Raw genomic sequence first — 20,112 nt, forward strand, 5'->3', positions numbered from 1 at the left:
GCGTCATTGAAGTTGCCAGTTTTTGCAATTTGAATTCTACACTCATCTTGGTTTCCTCTACCATCTCCTGATTCGTGAACATTTTTAATGAGTACATAAAATGTCTTTTTGTTTATTGAAAATCTATAAGGATTATTTCCATCAATAAAAACAACGTTGTCAGAATACAAACGTAAACTATCAATTAATAGATACTTGAGGTCTGAATGATTTAAGATTATTGTATTTCTTACACTCATAGTTTGAAGTATTGTTTTTTAATTTCTTTGGCAAATTGAAAAGCAAGTAATGGTGGTACTGCATTTCCTATTTGTCTCCATTGTTCTTTAAAGCTACCAATGAAAATATGTTTATCCTCAAAAGACTGAATTCTTTTAATTTCATTTATTCGTAAAAATCTATTTTTCCAATGAAACGGACCCATATTATTTGAATGACTTGCTTGTATTGTCCAAGAAGGTCTATCGGGTGAAAGTTTCAATAAAAAAGACCAATATCTTGAACGCCATACAAAAATTGGTTTTGGATGATTTCTTTCTTTTGTAAAATAAAGATAATTGTCTCCTGCTGGAATTTTCTTTAATATTTCCTTGTGTTTAGAACCTGCCTCCATTTTAGAATCTTCGGGCAAATCAAAATCTATGTCATTTAAAATGTCGCCGCAAGTAACCCACCTTTTTAATTTTGTTTCAGCATTTGGCTTTTCAGTATGGGTTTGCTTTGGAAAAGTAAAATCTGCCATACTTTTTTTGATGCCAATACAAATAAACCTTTGTCTTGTTTGTGCAACTCCAAAGTCTGCCGCATTAACAACGTTATGAAATATTTTATATCCAAGTCTTTCGCTTTCTGCTTCAACTAGTTCTAATGCAGTTTTATGAGGTTTGAATACAAAGCCGTGAACATTTTCAAAAAAGAAAAATTTGGGTTTTAAATCTTGAACTGCTCTAAAATAATTAGATACTGTCATAAAACCATCTTCGTCATTTATTCCTCTTTCTTTTCCTTTCTATAAAATCTTGATTTTGAAAATGGGGGACAAGGCGGACCTCCAACTAATCCATCAATTTCTTTGTGTGTTTTTTTGATTTTCTTAAAGTCTATATTTTCAATTGTATCACAAACTATTTCTGCGTTTGGGAAATTAGCTTTCAACGATTCACAAGGCTCTATCCCAAATATCACTTGCAAAAACAGTCTCAAAACCAGCTTTTCAAAACCAAAATCAATACCGCCAACTCCTGAAAAAATACTTACAATTTTGGGTTTCATTAAATATTAGAAATTAAGTGGTTTACCATTGCTTTACCAAGCAATGCTGGAACAGCATTGCCAATTTGTTTTTGTACTGAACGTCTAGTTCCTACAAAATGGTAATCCTCTGGGAATGTTTGAATGGCTGCACTTTCGGGAACTCTTAATCTTCTGTTGTTCCAATGAAAAGGACCAACCCAAGGACCAGGTTGGGCAGCAATTGTCCAAGATGGTTTGTTTGGATGAAGTTTTAAAAGGAAATTCCAAAATCTTTTGTTCGCCAAAAATTTGGGGTTTGGATGTCCGCTTCTTTCTGATAAGGCAAAATAATTTTGCCCTGGGGGAATTTGCTTTAATTCTTCATCGTAAGTTTTTCCCTGTTGTTAATTCTTCGGGTTCAAAATATTTATCATTGTCAAATTTTCCAATCCAGTCAATCACATTTTCATAAGGTAAAAGGTTACTGTTCATCCTTATTTCAATTTCTTCTCCGTGAGTTTTAATAGGATTGCCGATTATACTCTTTTTTGATGCAATAAAAAATACTCTTTTTCTTTTTTGGGGCACTCCAAAATCTTGAGCATTCGCTCTATAAACAATAAATTTATAACCTAATTTATCAATAGCTTCTGTCAAGTCTGAAACAGCATTCGCATTTTTTGGGTGCATCAAACTCTCTACATTTTCCAATAAAAAACCATCAGGTTTTAATTCTTCAACAATACGCAAGTATTGTCCAATCATATTTCGAGGGTCTTCGCTTCCAAGTCTATTTTTATGCGTAACCCAGTAACCTGCTTTAGAAAAGGGTTGACAAGGCGGACCGCCAACTAGAATAAGTTTTTCTGGTTTATTCTCTTTAATTATTTTGGTATAATCCGAAGCAGTCATTTCTTTTATGTCTCTGTGAAAATGTTTTGAATGAGAAAAATATTTATTTGCTTTCATCGTAGCAACACTATCTCTGTCAAAATCTAAACTTGAAATAACTTTAGAACCCGCCAATTGAGAACCAATGTCTAATCCACCAGCTCCAGAGAAAAATCCAATTGTTTGTATTTTGCTATCAATAATTGCATCAATGTTATCGTTTACGGTGTAGCTTTTTTGATTATACTTTATGCCAATAAATTCTTTCTTTTGATGAATGATAAAATCATCCTCAAAAAGTCTAATCTGCGGTTCTTCAACCAACATCAAAGATTCTTTTGGGAATTTATATTGTAACATATTAGTGCTTGTCGTTTTTAATTAAATATTTTACTTTCTGTTCTGCTAAATGAAAAACTTCTTCATCTACATTTTCTGCATAGACCTTGTTTGCAAATTTTTCACTCAACAATTCCGTTTTCATTTTTTCTAAATCGAGAGAAAATATTTTACAAAAAATTGGTAATTTCTTTTCGTCAAAACTTCTTTTGCCCGTCTCAATTTTACTAAGATTAGCAGAATCCATATCCAGCATTGCAGCAAGTTTTGTCAAAGTCCAATCTTTGTCCTTCCTTAACTGTCTTACTTGGTCTCCAAAATTTTCCATTTCTGATTTGATTTAAAAATCTTGTCAATTGATGACAAATATAAGTTCTAGTTTTTGTTTACTGCCAAATATTTGCGAATATTTTTAGCAATTTCTGTCTTATAGGTGGCGGGTGGGCTTTGGTGTTGAGTATTGTTATTCGCTGATGTATTTAGTTGAAGCCGATAAGAATTCCGTCCGCTCAGGTGGGTGGGCTGTGTGTTGGCACAAGGCAGGCTCTTTTGCAAGGTTGGCTTTTGTATGTCGGCTTTGTGTGCCTTGCAAATGTGCCTGACTTGGTGCGTTGGGTCGTGTCGGCAAAGTCTTGGATGTTCAATTGTTTGCAGGATGTTCAATAGGGTGACGTACAACTCCCAAATATACGAAACTCCCTATCTAGCAAATAAAAATTGAGCATTCTTGTAAAGTACTAATTATCAAAGGGATGAAAACAAAATTGTCAAGAATGCGAAGTTTCGTTTTTTTAGTATTTACTGTAATTTCATTTTTCGGATATACTAAATGCGAACCCCCTTACTCCAACCCTTCCATTTCATCTATTTTTTTATTTAATTCGAGTGCTTGCGCTTTACTCAGTTTCTGCAAACGCTCCCTTAGGTTTGGTACTGGACTGGTTCGCAGGTTTTGTAAGGGGTGGCTCATTTGCTCCTCCACCTTATTATCCGGAATCCATTGAATCAGATCGTTTGGGGTACAATGCAGTTTCAAACATATTTTCTCCACTACATCTAATGGTAGGCTGCGCACATTCTTTTTAAGCAACCGATGACTAATTGAAGGCGAAAGCCCTGCTTTTTTGCGCAGAAATGTATTGGGTTTTTCTATCCCCTTCATTATAAAAGCCTTAAAACAAAACAGGCATCCCGATTTGGAATGCCTGTTTTGTTTGTTGCCACATAGTTACCCGAAGGGAACGTTGTGGTAAAGTATTTATTCCGTAGGTGCTGCTGCCGGAGTTTTTAATGCGTTGAAATCAAATATTAAAGTAAATCGCAAGGTATTATCCAATGGATTTTGTCCTTGTGAGGATGGTACTAAGTAGGAGAAGTCAAGTCCAAATACATTATATCTTAATCCCAAACCAAGTGTAAAATACTGACGGCCACCTTTTGTCGGGTGCTCATAAAAATATCCTGCTCGCACTGAGAACAAATTGTTGTACCAATATTCAATACCTGTAGAAATCATTACCTCATGTAGCTCTTCTTTAAATCCACCGGGAGCATCGCTGAAAGAACTAAACATGCCGGAGATAGTGCTTTTCTGCTTGTAATCGTAAATGCCGTCATTGTCCGCATCTGTTGTGTCTGGTGTTGGCACTAATAATTTATTGAAGTCCAGAGTAATGCTCAACTGATTGTAATCGTCGAAATTAATTCCCCAAGTAGCTCCCAGCCCGAGGTTGGTAGGCATATAATCTTTTTCTACACTGCTGGTATATGTAAGTTTATTACCGATATTGGAAATGCTGAAACCGGTATTGAAATAAGAATCTTTTTTATTCACTTTAAAGTCAGTGGTATAGAACATGGATAAATCGGCAGCAATACCATTGGCAGCTTTTACAGGTACCCCATTTACAAACTGACCTGTTGCTAAATTGGAATACACATATTTTAAATCCAAACCAACACCAAGGCTTTCGGCCAACTTACGGGAATAAGCCACATCAAAAGCAAATTCATTTGGTCTGAAATCCTGAAGTATTTGTCCGTTCTGATCGGTAAAGGTGATATTCCCAAGAGAGAAATAGCGCAATCCGGCGGCCACCGTTTGCTGATCATCAATTTTAAAGAAACTGGAAACACTTGCCAGATAAATATCATTCACCAGATTACTCAGCCAGGGAGTATAAGACAGCGCCAAACCGGATTTATCTTCAATAAAAGAAAGCTTAGAGGCATTCCAGAAAATGGAATTGGCATCTGGAGTAATGGAAACACCGGCATCACCCATAGCCGCACTGCGCCCATCGGGAGTAATGCGTAAAAATGGAACTGCGGTGGTAACGGTGTTTAAATAATCTTCACCTGTTCCGGAAGTGGGGATGGTTATTTGCCCAAAGGCTGTATTGCCCATTATTGATACAAGGGCAACTAAAATTAAGGTTCTGTTTTTTTGAAACATTGGTATAAATTGGGTTGCAAATTTACAAATCATATTGTTTAACGAAGAATTACTAATTTTTGAAACTCAACAGCCTTGGCATTATCCGAAGCAGCTTTTACACTCAGCTTATAAACATAAACTCCACGACCAATAAGATCTCCGTAATTATCCAGACCATCCCAACCAATGCCATCCACACGGTAACTCTCAGTATTTACTTGCTGCAATATGGTTTTCACCAGCTTGCCGCTTACGGTAAATATTTCAACCTTTACATCCAGTATATCACCCGGCCTGTTGTGTTCAAACCAAAATTCAGTGTAGGTAGTAAACGGGTTGGGATAATTCAGCACATGATCCAGTGCCAGTTTAGCATTCTCGGCAACTACAAATTCCGTATAACCTTCGCCGGAATTATTATACACATCCCAGGCAGAAACTGTAATTGAATGTCGTCCGGCCTCTAATGCACGGAGGGGATAATTCACAACGCCCTCCTGATAACTATCCAATTCAGATTCATAATAATCGTTGAGAGAATACCCTTGCGTTTCATCGTTAAGCAAGGCAATGATGTCGTGACCAATACCATTTCCGGCGGTATTTATTCCGTTTTCGTCAATGAGCTTTATGTAAAGAACAGGGTTCTCGTCGGTTAATCCTCCAAAAACAAATTTTTCGTCGTTCATGTAAACGCTCACCTTAGGGCCTGTATTGTCTGTAGTAACAGAATCAGCCGTACCGCCAATAATTACATTTTGTTCGTAACCAGCAGCATCTTCAAAACCATTATCGGCATAATAACTCAGTTTACCATTGCCAAACAAATAGGAAATATCCTTTGGTACAATGAAGGTATATTCAAATGTACCATTCGTTACACTTGCCTTTCCTTTATAGATAGCATTTTTCTGAAGTGAAAAAGTATATAGACTGCTTTTGCCGGGGTCGTTTACAAGCGTGGTTACATTTAATGGTTTATCATACACCGTTGGATACACAATTCCATTGAAATCATTTAAAATTTCTCCCGCAGTATTTCTAACTTCTCCTTTAATAGTTACTTTTTCCAAAGCTTTTAATGTATCAGCCGCAACAATAATTGGAATATTATTTACTTCCGTAGTTACCACATTATACTTAGGATAATTTAAAGTAAGCGCCGGATCGCCCAGCAATAAAAACTTGCGATTATTAACTGCCTGTGAAGAAGTTCCTGACGAATTATTTTTACCTGCTACCAATGCATCACTTAACACAGGCATTACACCATCCACTTCTTCAAAAATGCTATAGAAAAAATTACTGGACAAAATATAATTTGCATTTGCATACACAATGCGTACAGTGGTAACTAACCCCACACCTCCACCTTGATTTTTTAATAAAATAATTTCACCTGCAGAGTTTTTTTCCGGATTATCAAATCTGGAAAACGAACAAGTTGCAGTAACGAAAAGTGGAAGCTTATCAATATTTGTCCAGCTATTAATATCATCCACACCCAACACTCTTTCTTGCGCCCAATTTTGCTCGTTGCCATGTCCGGTCCAGTTCATTATAAATGTTCCCTGAAAAATCTGATTATTTAAATCGCTGTTTGCCTCCGGATATCTTTGACCACCGGCACCGGGGATTTGTTTATATGCATCAAGATAAATTTTATTGATATTGTATAAAGGATGATTATCAGAAATCCAAATTGCAATATCATCTCCATCATCAATATGCGTATTGCCATCTTCATCATCTGCAACAAAGCATAATGTATTGCGCCAGTTGCCAAATGTATTCGGCGATTTGTAATTAATAATTTTAGAAACTACATCTTGGGCTTCAGAAACTGAATTCACAGGAAATCTGCCGATACCAATGTCTAATTTATTTATTTCAGAACTCATATCACCACCTTCATCTTCATCTAAAAATCCAACAAAATCATCTGTTGGGAAAGTATTAATCTGATTAATAGATTCATAACTTTCAAAAGTGGGAACACGATTGGTGTTTTCGGATTCGGATATTTTTATATTTTTATAATCATAAGAAGCATCACCACATAACAATAAATATCTCGGCAATAAAGAAGCATCACTTCCGGCACGATCATAAAACATGCGCATCATATTTCGAATTGCTGTTAAGTCGGGAGTACCTGATGAAAATTCATTATACACTTGACCAATAGTAACTACCAAAGTATCATATCCATTTTCATCATAATGGAAAGCAGCAAGTTCTCGTGCTTGATTAATATAATCCGGATAGGTTACGATTACATAGTCGGGTGCATTTGTGCTGTTATGAATATTTTGATTTGCAACCGTACCTGCAAATGTAATTTGAGAAGAAGGAAATGCATTGGATGTTTGCAATAAAGCAAATTTTTTCAATGTATCTGAAGGCAGAGTAAAATCAATTTTCCCATCAGTATATAAATATGCTTGTGATTTAATATTTAATGGATCGGTTACGTCCCACAATAAAAGATTATCGGGTGATGAAATAAGATATTGGGTGATGTTTCCTGCACCAATTACATCTCTGTCTTTAAATAATAATTGCGCACTATTATATTGCAGTGCACAACGCACTGTTGCTTCAATATAATCGACCCAGCCTTTGCTTCCACCCGGTCCTGAAAAAGTGATATTAAAACTTAATGAAGACGTTGAAGTAGGAATAAATGGGGTGTAAGTAGTATATGAATTTGCATAATTATTTTCTGTGCTTTCCGGTGTCAATGCAATAGAAACAGAATTGGAATATCCACTTCCATTAATTGAAAACGTAGAAGATCCGGCGCTGCTTTTTGCTGCAAAAAAATAACGGATATAAGCAGTTTCACTTGTTTTAATATTTGCAATTGTTGCAGAATATGTTTTTGCATTACTGAAATTATCAAGTGGTGTATCAAACCATTGACGACCGGAATTAATTAAGTTCACCACATCATTATCCCACACCTGATTATAATCATAAGAATTACTTGTTTGATTTGGAGCTGATGCAGAATTGGGCTGATTAGTTATTGTTTTAAAAGTGCCTCTATTGGTAGTAATAAAATAATAATTCAGATTTGAGTAAATATGTTTTGTGAATTTATATTCTCCGGTAGTTGAATTATAATTCCATTTATTTGGCGGCATACCATAAAATAAAATATAATCGCCATCATCAAAAGATCCATCATCCAAACCAAAACGATATAAAGCAAGCTCTGTAATATCATCATAATTATTCGTTGCATTTGCTTCGGGCAACATACCACCTGCCTGACCAAAAACTCCGAGTGTTGCAGTATTTAAAGTAGAGATATTAATACCAATTGATTCCAAAAATGCTTTATCAATTTTATAAACACCTTCATTGGCTATTCCAATTTTAAACCATGTGCCATCTCTTAAAAAAGAAGCATTGGAATATTCATGTTCCGCACCACCTTGTTCACGAGAAGTAGATGCCGTGTTTTTTACAACTACTCTCAATTTAAAGCTCACTAATTTTTCATATCCCCCATTGAAACCATTTTTCCGGATAGGAATAAAATAAATATCTAATGATGGATTCTTTTTAATTGTAGATATTGTGTATTGTGGAGTAATCTGAGCTTTAACCGGCAAATTCAATAATTGCCGGGATTGAGATAAAGGCGCATACACCGCATCAAAGATTTCAATTTCAACATCACCATAACTACTGATATTAAAATGCTCGGCAAATAATGGAAGAAAAACATCTCCTTCTGTTTCCATCACCGCACCTTTAAAAGACCACATTTCTTTATAGATCAATGGGTCATCTACATAAATCTTCTGTGGCACGTCATACCATTCTAATTGCCTTTCAATTGTAAATTGATTTTGCGCAAATACAGATAATGCGGTAAAACACGTTAAAATTGCAGTTTGAAAAATCCGGATAAACTTCATCTGATAAAAACTATGAATTGTGCTAAAGATAGAATTGTAAAAGCGTTTTCTAAACGAAGGCATGTAATTCATATTGCTTTTTTATATAACAAGGTTAGTGCAAGGTGGATTTACCTGTTCTTTTTTTACGCACTTATTACTATTCATGGAGTTAATGCTCAAGATCTGAGGTTCACTCAATATCATGCAAGCGATACTTATTTAAATCCGGCCTTTGCAGGAAGTGCCGGCGATCCGGGTATAACAATCAACTTCAGAGATCAGTGGCCGGATATGCCGCAAACCTATATTAGCTATAGAGTAGCACTGAGCCAGCCAATTAATGTTTTGAGCAGCGGCGTTGGTGTGTATGTAATTCAGGATAATCAGGGCAATGGCGTTTTGAAAAATTTTAGAATGGGCGGACAATACATGTATCAGCTCAGGTTTTCAAAAAAATTGGCAATGAACTTTGGTGTTGATGCCAGTTTGGTGCAAAGGCAATTATCGTGGAATGATCTTCAATTTTATGATCAAATCAATTTTCTCACGGGATTCAGCGATGCCTCAGGACTTCCCAATCCGACCAATGAACCAGTGCCGGCTTCATTAAACAAGAATTTTTTCGACATGGGTTTAGGTACAGCATTAGTTTCCACAAATTGGTATCTCGGCTTATCCGCAGCGCATATTTTGCAACCTAATTTGAGCTTCTATAATGATAGTGAAAGCAAATTACCTATGGCGGTGACAGGACAAGCAGGCGTAATCTTGTTTAATAAAAAAAGAGCAAACCCATTGTATGTCAATCCCTTAATGGTTATTACCAGTCAGGGCAGATCCAATCAATTACTTATAGGCAGCTATTTTAATAAAGGGGCTTTTTACCCCGGTATTTTCCTGAAACATAATTTTAATAGCTTCAGCGACGTTTGTTTCAATGTGGGTTTAAAGAAAGGATTACTTTCATTTGCTTATAGTTATGATTTGTCACTTGGATCACTTTCAGGGAACTCAGGAGGAAGCCATGAACTTTCTTTTATTGTGAACTGGAAAACACGTAGCACCAAGCAAAGCAATAAGAATCGTGATATTTTAAAGTGTCCCCGCTTTTTTTAATGTAATAATTAATTGATTAGATTTGCGTTTACTGCCAAAATATACCAGTATGAACAGAATCACTTATCCAGCTATTATTCTGCTATTAGCCGGGATTATTTTTTCTTCTTGCAATAAAAACCGTTCATCAGTTTCTAATTTCAAATATAACGACTCCAAATGGGGCGGATTTGAAGTAGCAAACTATGATGGTCAACCTACGGGACCAAATCTCGTGTTAGTGCAAGGTGGAACTTTCACAATGGGTACAACCGAACAGGATGTAACATTTGAATTCAATAATATCCCCCGTCGTGTCACTGTTTCTTCATTTTATATGGATGAAACAGAAATAGCAAATGTGCACTACAGAGAATATTTGTATTGGACAAAACGCACCTTCGGAATAGATTTTCCTGAGATTGTAAAAAATGCTCTTCCCGATACTTTGGTTTGGAGAGAAGAACTGGCATACAATGAACCGTATGTGGAATATTATTTCCGTTATCCTTCTTATGATTATTATCCAGTGGTTGGTATTTCCTGGTTGCAGGCAAATGATTTTGCAAGATGGAGAAGCGATAGAGTGAATGAAGGTATTTTGGCGGATCAAGGATTTATGGATGTAAACATAAATTCCTATAACGAAGACAACTTTACTACAGAATCTTATTATGCAGGTATTTATTCCACCGGAGTTCAAAAAGGCGTTAAGGATTATAGTCCTGAGGCTGGGGATTCTAAAATGGGTAGAACAATCCGCATGGAAGATGGAGTTTTATTACCGGATTATAGACTGCCAACAGAGGCAGAATGGGAATATGCTGCATTAGGTTTAATTGGAAATCAGGTGGTAGGCAATGAAATGGTAACTGACCGTAGATTATATCCTTGGGATGGAAACACCATGCGTGAACCATCTAACAAAGAACGTTGGTCACAAGGTAAAATGCTTGCTAACTATAAGCGTGGTCGTGGTGATTATGCGGGTCTTGCCGGTAAGCTCAATGACAATGCAGTAGTAACTGCTCCTATTTATACTTATGCTCCAAATGATTATGGTATTTATAATATGGCGGGTAACGTGAATGAGTGGGTGTATGATGTATATCGTCCGCTTACTTATTATGATATGGAAGATTTGAATCCTTTCCGTGGTAATGAATATGAAACTAAAGTATTGGATGAAGAAGGTAACATCGCTGAATTAGATAGTATGGGCCGTGTGCGTTATCGTCCTGTAAAAGATGAGGAAGTTGTGAATAGAAGAAATTATAAAAAAGGTGATGAAAGGAATTATGCAGATGGCGACTCAATGTCTTTGGCCTATTATGATTATGCAAAAACTACTTTGGTAAGTGATAAATCAAGAGTGTATAAAGGTGGTTCATGGGCTGATGAAGCGTTTTGGTTATCACCCGGATCTCGTCGTTATTTAGAAGAAAATCAGTCAACAGCAACTCTCGGTTTCCGATGTGCAATGATTCGATTAGGTGGCGATATTGATAACTATACTAAGGGTGGAAATAATTTTAAGTCCACCGAAAAACAGGCAAAAGTAAATGCCAAGAAAAGAAAAGCAACACAATAACAATTTAAGATAATTTAAACACAAAGCCTTGTACAGAAATGTAGAAGGCTTTTTTATTTTTATAGCATGACAAGTCGGGAGCAACTTTTTGCACTTTATAAAAAATCATCGGGTGTAGTTATTGATTCTAGAAAAGTGGAATTCAATTCCATCTTCTTTGCATTAAAAGGAGAGCATACAAATGGAAATGAATATGCAGTTTCAGCAATTAATAAAGGCGCATTATGTGTGGTTACAGATAATGCAGAATATGCAGTCAATGATTCTTATTTATTAGTGTCAAATGTATTAATTGCACTTCAGGATTTAGCTAGGGATTATAGAGATACGCTTTCAATTCCCGTAATTGGTCTTACTGGTTCCAATGGTAAAACAACCAGCAAAGAATTATTGCATGCAGTACTTTCTAAAAAATATAAATGCTTTGCTACTTATGGAAATCTGAATAATCATTTAGGTGTGCCCATCAGTATTTTATCAATACCGAAAGATGCAGAAATTGCAGTGATTGAAATGGGTGCAAATCATCAAAAAGAAATTGAATTTTTATGCACTATTGCAAAACCCACGCATGGATTAATAACCAATATTGGTAAAGCGCATCTCGAAGGATTTGGTGGAATTGAAGGTGTAAAAATAGGGAAGAGTGAATTGCATACTTATTTAAGAATGCATCAGGGAATAATTTTTATGAATAGCGTTAACACCATGTTATCAGATACAATTGCCGATTATCCCAATGTAATTTATTTTGGAAATAAACCGACTGATACTATCAAAGGAATAGAAATTAATGATAGTCCATTTGCAACAGTAATAATTGATGATATAAAAATTACTTCCCAATTAATTGGTGGATTTAATGCGCATAATATTTTAGCAGCAGTATGTATCGGAAAATATTTTAATGTGCATATTCAAGAGATAAAATCTGCTATTGAATCTTATCAACCAGATAACAACAGAAGCCAATGGAAACAATTGGGTACTAATTTTTTATATTTAGATGCGTACAATGCAAACCCATCAAGTATGCAATCTGCAATTTTGCATTTTTTAAAAATGCAGGTTCAACCCAAAATATTGATTATGGGTGATATGCTTGAGTTAGGAGAATACAGCGCTGAAGAACACAATCAGATTTTAGAATTGGCAATACAATCCGGTTTTCAAACAATAGTTGCAGTGGGTGCAGAATTTAAAAAAATAAAGAAAGAAGGTGTATTATATTTTGATAATGCAGATGTTGCTAAATCATGGTTTGAAAAGCAGAATTTTCAATCTACTTATTTTCTGATTAAAGGCTCAAGAGGTATTCGTCTAGAGAAAATAATTGCTTGATTTATTTCTGCAACTTGTGAAATACTTTCATCCATTTATCCGGCAAAGTATTTCCGGCAGCTTCCAAATAATCATCGTAGGAACAAGGCACTAACTGATGGCGTTCGAATTTTGAATCCACTTTAAAAGGTACTTCCATCCACCATCTTCCCGACTTATTACTTTTCCAAAAGGTAAGATCATAACTGTTGCCTTCCAGGTTTACAATATACCTTGTAAAATGTCTTTCATCCACAATCGGATAATCATGTTTACGATTGTAATATCCCTCTGTAAAATACCAAATCAATTGCGCTATTAATTGAGCTGTTAATTCATGATTATCAAACATCGGATTATATTCATACAAACCCAATGAAGAAACTTTATCACTCATACCGGCATATTTCATTAATTGACAAGCTTGCTCCGATGTAATTCCATTCGGACTTACCTGCGGATGACCCGGTGCATCTGCTCCTTTTATACTAGAAATATCAAAACTTATAAGATCTGCATCCCGCACTTCAGGTTCTGCAAATTGGAAATTTTCATTCAGCTTACCAAGTCTACAAACATCAAAAAATAATTCATCAATTGTTTCAAATAATTGTTGAGGAACATAATGTCCCTGACATGCAATACCTATATAATTAAATAAATATTTTGGCTCATAACTAATCACATCCATTAACCAGGATTGTGCAGGCACTGCATCATGTAGATCATGCATATCAATACGCTCATCTATCACAGCAAGATTTACCGCCTGGCCAAGAAATTCATATCCTTTATACTGACCAATGGTATTATCCTGACTTCCCCCAATGATGATTGGAATTATTCTTTGTGAAAGAAAAAATTCCATTGCGAATCGCAGGTTCTGATATGTTTCTTCCACAGTTTCTCCAATTATTAAATCGCCCGCATCCAGCAAACGATAATGTGATTCCGCAGTTAATACATATAAATGTTTTCTAATAATTTCAGCACCATTGGCACTACCAGAATTCATAAAACTTCCTCTACTTTCCTGAATAGAAAAAATTGCAATATCTGTTTCAGATGTATCAATTTCTTCACCTTGGTTTATTATAATTTTTTTACCTATTTGCGCCTGATGCAATTCATGTTCTTCAAAAAAACTTCCAAGTCTAACGGGTGTAAATAGCTTTTGAATCATAATGCTTAAAATTCCTATTTACTTCTCATTAATTATTTGCAAGCTTATCACATGATACTAATAGGTTGTCTTAATTAAAGGTCAACATAAAAGAATAATTTATCTCAGTAGTAATCTCAATGCCAGCAATTTTAAAATATTCCCAATATGTATTTTATAACTTTGTAATTATTCTATGCAAAATTTTTTAGACACTGTAATTTGGAATAATACTGTAGAGCAATACCTCTGGGTAATTGGTATATTATTATTCATTTCAATTTTCAATAAATATATTTCAAAGTTTATCAGCCGCTTACTGTTCAAAATAGTTCGGCGCACGCACTTTAAAGCACAAGGAGAGGATTTTTTAAGAAAGATTCTAAAACCAATACAATATATTATAGTAGTTCAGGCATTATTTATTGGATTAAGTACTTTAAATGAACCGGAATATTTTGATAACTCATTCTTAGGAACCACCTATAAACAATTCTTTTTTTCAATTTACCGCCTCTTTGCGATACTTACAATCACCTGGTTAATTTCAAGAGTAGGTGATTTTTTTACAGACATTTTAAAGCAAAAAGCTGCAACCACTGCAGACACCACCGATGATCAAATGGCTTCTTTTTTAAGAGATGTTTTTCACGTTGTTATATGGTCACTTGGCATTCTCACTATACTTGCAATTGTATTTAACATTAATGTAACATCACTTGTAGCCGGCGCTGGAATTGCGGGAATAGCAATTGCATTTGCGGCTCAGGAAACATTGCAAAATTTATTTGGAAGCATTGCTATTTTCACAGAAAAACCTTTTGTTGTTGGAGATTTTGTAGAGGTTGATGGTATGCAAGGAACCGTCGAAAAAGTGGGTTTCCGTAGTACTCGTGTTCGGACAATGGACAAAATATTTGTTACTGTACCCAATAAAAATATTGTCAATAATAAAATGAGTAATCTCGCTCTACGAGGTTCAAGAAGAATTCAAATTACAATTGGATTAACGCATAGCACTTCAAACAAAACAATTCATGAAATTATAAATGCATTGAGCCGGCATGCGGAATCTCATCCCAAAAGAAACGATAGATATATTGTTACGCTTTATAATTTTTCACCTTCTTCTTTAGATATTTGGTATGATATAATGCTTGATTTTGAGCTTTGGGAACCTCATATGCAAACTCGCAATGATTTAATGTTTGATATTCGTAAAATTGTAATTGACAATGGTGGCAGCTTTGCTTTCCCAACACAAACACTGCATCTATTAAATGACCATCCTGCTAAACAAGAAAATACAAATCAGGAAATTTCTTCATAATCCGTGTATTCCACTTTCTTCTTTGTTGCTTTTTTGTGCGCATCTGCTGAGCGATAACCAACTATAAGTGGCTGAATTATTATTCGCCAAAAAACCAGTAATAAGATAATCCAAGTTAAATCACTCATAGAATTAACGACTTAAATACATTGATTTTTCTTTATACAATTGTCGGAACAATGGATCTTGTAAATCATCAATAAATCGAATTGCTTCTCCGGTAGATTTCATTTCTGGTCCTAATTCTTTATTCACATTAGGGAATTTATCAAAGCTGAAAACCGGTTCTTTAATTGCATAACCCACAAGCTTTTTATCGAAAGTAAAATCCTTTATTTTATTAGCACCTATCATCACTTTCGTGGCAATGTTTAAATAAGGGATTTGATAAGCCTTTGCAATAAATGGTGTAGTTCGTGATGCTCTCGGATTTGCTTCTATCACATAGACTTTTTCATTCTTAATCGCAAACTGAATATTGATTAGGCCATGAATATTTAATGCAAGCGCAATACGTTTTGTAAATTCTTTCATTTGATCCAACACATTATCACTTAAATCAAATGGAGGCAACATTGCACTTGAATCTCCTGAGTGAATTCCCGCCGGTTCTATATGTTCCATTATACCCATAATATGTACATCTTTTCCATCGCATATTGCATCAATTTCTGCTTCTTCGGCACGATCAAGAAAATGATCAATCAAGATTTTATTGTCGGGAAAATGTTTTAAAATTCCCATCACACTCGACTCTAAATCTTCATCATTAATTACAATGCGCATGCGTTGTCCACCCAATACATAACTGGGACGCACCAACACCGGATAACCAATGCCATGTGCCACTTCCAATGCTTCTTCAGCACTTGTTGCACTGCCATATTCCGGATAAGGAATTCCCATATCCTTCAACATATCACTGAACCTTCCACGGTCTTCTGCAATATCCATGTTATCGAAACTGGTACCGATTATTTTTATGCCTTTGCGATGTAATTTCTCTGCAAGTTTTAATGCGGTTTGTCCGCCGAGTTGTACAATTACGCCTTCCGGTTTTTCAAATTCTACCAACTCCCAAAGATGCTCCCAAAACACAGGTTCAAAATATAATTTATCAGCTACATCAAAATCTGTTGACACAGTTTCGGGATTACAATTCACCATGATTGCCTCATAGCCACATTCTTTTATTGCAAGAATTCCGTGTACACAACAATAATCAAATTCAATTCCCTGTCCGATTCTATTTGGTCCGGAACCAAGCACTATAATTTTTTTCTTTGTGCTGCTCACACTTTCATTTTCCTGTTCAAAAGTGGAATAGTAATAAGGAGTGATTGCTTCAAATTCTGCTGCGCATGTATCTACTAATTTGTATGTGCGTTTTATTCCAATCTCTCTGCGATATTGATATACTTCTTCTTCGGTACAATTGCCGATAATATTTGCAATTTGTAAATCACTGTATCCATTTTGTTTTAATTCCAGCATAAAATCTTTTGGAATATTATGCAGTTGGTAGCGACGCAGTTCTTTTTCAAATTTTGTGAGATTTTGCATTTGCATCAGGAACCAACGATCTATTTTTGTTTGGTTATGAATTGTCTTTATCGGCACACCTAAATCAAATGCTTTTTTAATATTAAATATTCTATCCCAATGTGGTTTTCCTAAACTTTCAATTATTTCCTGTGATGATTTATAAAATCCTTTTTCACCGCTTAATCCAATTTTATTATTCTCTAAACTTTGACATGCTTTCTGTAATGCTTCATTAAAACTGCGACCAATTGCCATTACTTCACCTACACTTTTCATTTGTAAACCAAGTGTAGCATCTGCACCTTGAAATTTGTCGAAATTCCATCTCGGCATTTTTACAATTACATAATCTAATGCAGGTTCAAAAAATGCAGATGTAGTTTTTGTAATCTGATTTTTTAATTCATCCAATGTATATCCTATCGCAAGTTTTGCAGCAATTTTTGCAATCGGATATCCGGTTGCTTTTGACGCAAGTGCAGATGAACGACTTACTCGGGGATTAATTTCTATTGCAATTAATTTTTCTGTATAAGGATCTTGCGCAAATTGCACATTACATCCACCTGCAAAATTTCCCATTGCACGCATCATTGTAATTGCCTGATTGCGCATATCCTGATAACTGGTATCACTCAGCGTCATTGCCGGAGCAACCGTTATACTGTCGCCAGTATGCACTCCCATCGGATCTAGATTTTCTACCGTACAGATAATTACTACATTATCCTTCGCATCACGCAGTAATTCTAATTCATATTCTTTCCATCCCATCACCGCTTCTTCCACTAATACTTCATGCGTTGGTGATGCTGTCAAACCACGGTTTAAAGCAGCATCTAATTCTTCTTTTTTAAATACAATTCCACCACCAGTTCCACCCAATGTATACGATGGACGAATCACCAATGGAAATCCAATTTCTTGCGCAAATTCTTTTCCTTCTAAAAATGAATTCGCTATTCTTGATTTTGCAACAGCAATTCCCAGCTCAACCATTAATTGGCGAAACAACTCTCTATTTTCTGCTCTGTCAATTGCTTCTATATCCACTCCTATCAATCGCACATTATATTTTTTCCAGATTCCCATTTCATAAGCATCCTTACAAAGATTCAATGCTGTCTGTCCTCCCATAGTGGGAAGTACTGCATCTATTGGCGTTCCCGAAGCAATATTTTCCTGCAATATTTTTTCAAAACTCTCTACCTGCAATGGCCATAAATAAATATTATCTGCCGTTACCTTGTCGGTCATAATAGTAGCCGGATTGGAATTGATAAGCGAAACTGTAATTCCTTCTTCACGCAAACTTCGACTGGCCTGAGATCCGGAGTAATCAAATTCGCAAGCTTGACCAATAATAATTGGACCGGAGCCGATAATTAAAACATGTTTTATTGAATTGTCTTTAGGCATATTTTAGTATTGAGTGATGAGTAATCAGTGATGAGTGATGAATGGTGAGTGATGAGTGATCAGTGATGAATGATGAGTGATGAGTGATGAATAATGAATAACGAGAATTTATTAACCTGAAACTCGTAACTCGAAACTTATTTTTTCTGCTAACAGCTAACAGCCAACAACCAACAGCCAATTGCTTATTGGTAATTGCTAATCGCTTATTGCCCATTGCTAATAGCCAACAAAAAAAGTATTTGAAATAAAAAGAAACGGTGTGAAAAAGAAATTTCTGGTAAGTCGTTTTTAAGAATTGCATCCTAAAGCACAAAAATAAATAACCAGAACCACTTGACTAAACGATATGCAATAAGAGTTGCTGACATTATGTGGAAAGAACATAAATTCAAAATTTGAAAACCGATAATTTTATTTAAAATTACCTTCAACAAATGTCATTCAATCAACAGATGTTTTATATTAGATTTGAACGATTCCAAAATTTTATTAAAAACTTAGAACAGAAAAATCAAATTCAAAAACAGAGATTGATTTTGTAAAAAATTATAATAATGAGAAAGCAAATTATTTTTTTATGTATTGGATTGTTGTTAGCCGGCAGCGGTTTTTCACAAACAACAAAAAGCGTTTTGTTCCTTGGCAACAGTTATACTTCTGTAAATAATCTCCCTCAAATGGTTTCGAATGTTGCAACCTCTGCGGGTGATACTTTAATATATGACAGCAATTCACCCGGTGGTTTTACTTTTCAAGGTCATACCACAAATATTACTTCTCTCAATAAAATTATGGTAGGCGATTGGGATTTTGTGGTATTGCAGGAACAAAGTCAACTTCCCTCCTTTCCTATTGACCAGGTAGAATCTGAAGTATTTCCATATGCACACATGCTCGACAGTATTATTAATACTTATAATGCCTGTGGTGAAACTATGTTTTATATGACCTGGGGAAGAAAAAATGGCGATGCGGGTAATTGTCCTGTATGGCCGCCTGTGTGTACTTATGCAGGTATGGATAGTCTGTTGCATTTGCGTTATATGATGATGGCAGAAGATAATCATGCAGTCGTTTCACCGGTGGGTGCAGTATGGAATTATATCCGTGCAAATTTTCCGCTAATAGAATTGTATTCACCTGATGAAAGCCATCCTTCTGTTGCGGGTTCGTATGCTGCGGCTTGTTGTTTTTATACTTCCATATTCAGAAAAAATCCTGAATTGATTACTGATGATTATGGCTTATCTCCTGTTGATGCTGCTAATATTCGCTCTGCTGTAAAAACAATTGTATATGATGATTTTTTAGAATGGCATATCGGAGAATATGATCCCATTGCAGATTTTAGTTTTGATGTTTCTGAAGGCACCGAAGTTACATTTACTAACCTCTCTGCAAATGCAATAAATTATGAATGGAATTTTGGTGATGGAAACACTTCAACTGAAACAAATCCAATATATACTTATACAAGCAGTGGCACTTATACAATTACTTTAATTGCGAATTATTGCAGTTATTCTGATACTATGAATTTGCCCGTAACCATTGTTACAACAAGAATAGACTTGCACAACATTGATAATATCATTTCCATTTATCCTAATCCGGTTTCCGATCAATTAATTATGAATGTTACGGCGTTTGATAAAATTGCAATTATAAATTCAATTGGACAAAATTTTACCCCTAACTATTCTATTATTGGAGAAAACACAAATATTGATTTTTCAACTTTTGCGCCGGGAATTTATTTTCTTTCAATTACAATTGATGGAAAAATATTTACTCAAAAAATATTGAAACAAGAATAAAAAAGGACTTGATAAA

Annotated in this window: 11 protein-coding genes and 2 pseudogenes; 5 read left to right on the forward strand and 8 right to left on the reverse strand. The window is 35.2% G+C overall.

Going from position 1 to position 20,112, the window contains the following annotated elements; translation table 11 throughout:
• Positions 1-235 precede the first annotated feature (235 nt).
• The 6 genes and pseudogenes from dcm to porU form a co-directional block, all read right to left on the reverse strand.
• A pseudogene (dcm, locus tag IPN31_04610) lies at positions 236-1,272 on the reverse strand (DNA (cytosine-5-)-methyltransferase).
• A pseudogene (locus IPN31_04615) lies at positions 1,272-2,451 on the reverse strand (DNA cytosine methyltransferase). The pseudogenes dcm and IPN31_04615 overlap by 1 nt, the downstream one beginning before the upstream one ends.
• A gap of 34 nt (positions 2,452-2,485) precedes the next feature.
• A complete protein-coding gene (locus IPN31_04620; GenBank protein ID MBK8681185.1) occupies positions 2,486-2,791 on the reverse strand; it encodes a helix-turn-helix transcriptional regulator in 306 nt (101 codons plus the stop codon).
• A 513-nt stretch (positions 2,792-3,304) separates the two neighbouring features.
• Positions 3,305-3,625, reverse strand: a complete 321-nt coding sequence (locus tag IPN31_04625; protein MBK8681186.1) for a helix-turn-helix transcriptional regulator — start codon at positions 3,623-3,625, stop codon at positions 3,305-3,307.
• A gap of 96 nt (positions 3,626-3,721) precedes the next feature.
• Positions 3,722-4,918 carry a type IX secretion system outer membrane channel protein PorV gene (gene porV, locus IPN31_04630; GenBank protein MBK8681187.1) on the reverse strand — a complete coding sequence of 399 codons (1,197 nt, stop codon included), beginning with the start codon at positions 4,916-4,918 and terminating at the stop codon, positions 3,722-3,724.
• Between the two features lie 38 nt (positions 4,919-4,956).
• Complete coding sequence (gene porU, locus IPN31_04635) at positions 4,957-8,832, reverse strand: type IX secretion system sortase PorU (GenBank protein MBK8681188.1); 3,876 nt, start codon at positions 8,830-8,832, stop codon at positions 4,957-4,959.
• 12 nt (positions 8,833-8,844) lie between these two features.
• Between porU and IPN31_04640 the strand changes: the two genes are divergently transcribed.
• The 3 genes from IPN31_04640 (at position 8,845) to IPN31_04650 (ending at position 12,841) form a co-directional block, all read left to right on the forward strand.
• Positions 8,845-9,930, forward strand: a complete 1,086-nt coding sequence (locus tag IPN31_04640) for a PorP/SprF family type IX secretion system membrane protein (protein MBK8681189.1) — start codon at positions 8,845-8,847, stop codon at positions 9,928-9,930.
• Between the two features lie 49 nt (positions 9,931-9,979).
• Positions 9,980-11,500, forward strand: coding sequence for an SUMF1/EgtB/PvdO family nonheme iron enzyme (locus IPN31_04645; protein ID MBK8681190.1), 1,521 nt, complete (start codon positions 9,980-9,982; stop codon positions 11,498-11,500).
• A gap of 66 nt (positions 11,501-11,566) precedes the next feature.
• Complete coding sequence (locus IPN31_04650) at positions 11,567-12,841, forward strand: UDP-N-acetylmuramoyl-tripeptide--D-alanyl-D-alanine ligase (protein MBK8681191.1); 1,275 nt, start codon at positions 11,567-11,569, stop codon at positions 12,839-12,841.
• A gap of 1 nt (position 12,842) precedes the next feature.
• Here the strand turns inward: IPN31_04650 and IPN31_04655 are convergent, their stop codons facing one another.
• On the reverse strand, positions 12,843-14,003 hold the full coding sequence (locus IPN31_04655) for a formimidoylglutamase (protein ID MBK8681192.1): 1,161 nt from the start codon (positions 14,001-14,003) through the stop codon (positions 12,843-12,845).
• Positions 14,004-14,178: 175 nt separating this feature from the next.
• Between IPN31_04655 and IPN31_04660 the strand changes: the two genes are divergently transcribed.
• Positions 14,179-15,312 (forward strand): mechanosensitive ion channel, encoded by a 1,134-nt coding sequence (locus IPN31_04660; GenBank protein MBK8681193.1) that lies wholly within the window; start codon positions 14,179-14,181, stop codon positions 15,310-15,312.
• Positions 15,313-15,444: 132 nt separating this feature from the next.
• On the opposite strand, the gene carB is transcribed toward IPN31_04660, so the two are convergent.
• Complete coding sequence (carB, locus tag IPN31_04665; GenBank protein MBK8681194.1) at positions 15,445-18,276, reverse strand: carbamoyl-phosphate synthase large subunit; 2,832 nt, start codon at positions 18,274-18,276, stop codon at positions 15,445-15,447.
• Between the two features lie 557 nt (positions 18,277-18,833).
• On the opposite strand from carB, the gene IPN31_04670 reads away from it, so the two are divergent.
• Positions 18,834-20,096 (forward strand): PKD domain-containing protein, encoded by a 1,263-nt coding sequence (locus IPN31_04670; GenBank protein MBK8681195.1) that lies wholly within the window; start codon positions 18,834-18,836, stop codon positions 20,094-20,096.
• The last annotated feature ends 16 nt before the right edge of the window (positions 20,097-20,112 follow it).

The sequence above is a fragment of the Bacteroidota bacterium genome, assembly GCA_016715425.1.
Lineage (GTDB): Bacteria > Bacteroidota > Bacteroidia > Chitinophagales > BACL12 > JADKAC01.

Bases quoted from the DNA above. Each gene is read 5' to 3' on its own strand.
- IPN31_04620 (MBK8681185.1), bottom strand. From the start codon at position 2,791: ATGGAAAATTTTGGAGACCAAGTAAGACAGTTAAGGAAGGACAAAGAT.
- IPN31_04625 (MBK8681186.1), bottom strand. From the start codon at position 3,625: ATGAAGGGGATAGAAAAACCCAATACATTTCTGCGCAAAAAAGCAGGG.
- porV (MBK8681187.1), bottom strand. From the start codon at position 4,918: ATGTTTCAAAAAAACAGAACCTTAATTTTAGTTGCCCTTGTATCAATA.
- porU (MBK8681188.1), bottom strand. From the start codon at position 8,832: ATGAAGTTTATCCGGATTTTTCAAACTGCAATTTTAACGTGTTTTACC.
- IPN31_04640 (MBK8681189.1), top strand. From the start codon at position 8,845: ATGAATTGTGCTAAAGATAGAATTGTAAAAGCGTTTTCTAAACGAAGG.
- IPN31_04645 (MBK8681190.1), top strand. From the start codon at position 9,980: ATGAACAGAATCACTTATCCAGCTATTATTCTGCTATTAGCCGGGATT.
- IPN31_04650 (MBK8681191.1), top strand. From the start codon at position 11,567: ATGACAAGTCGGGAGCAACTTTTTGCACTTTATAAAAAATCATCGGGT.
- IPN31_04655 (MBK8681192.1), bottom strand. From the start codon at position 14,003: ATGATTCAAAAGCTATTTACACCCGTTAGACTTGGAAGTTTTTTTGAA.
- IPN31_04660 (MBK8681193.1), top strand. From the start codon at position 14,179: ATGCAAAATTTTTTAGACACTGTAATTTGGAATAATACTGTAGAGCAA.
- carB (MBK8681194.1), bottom strand. From the start codon at position 18,276: ATGCCTAAAGACAATTCAATAAAACATGTTTTAATTATCGGCTCCGGT.
- IPN31_04670 (MBK8681195.1), top strand. From the start codon at position 18,834: ATGAGAAAGCAAATTATTTTTTTATGTATTGGATTGTTGTTAGCCGGC.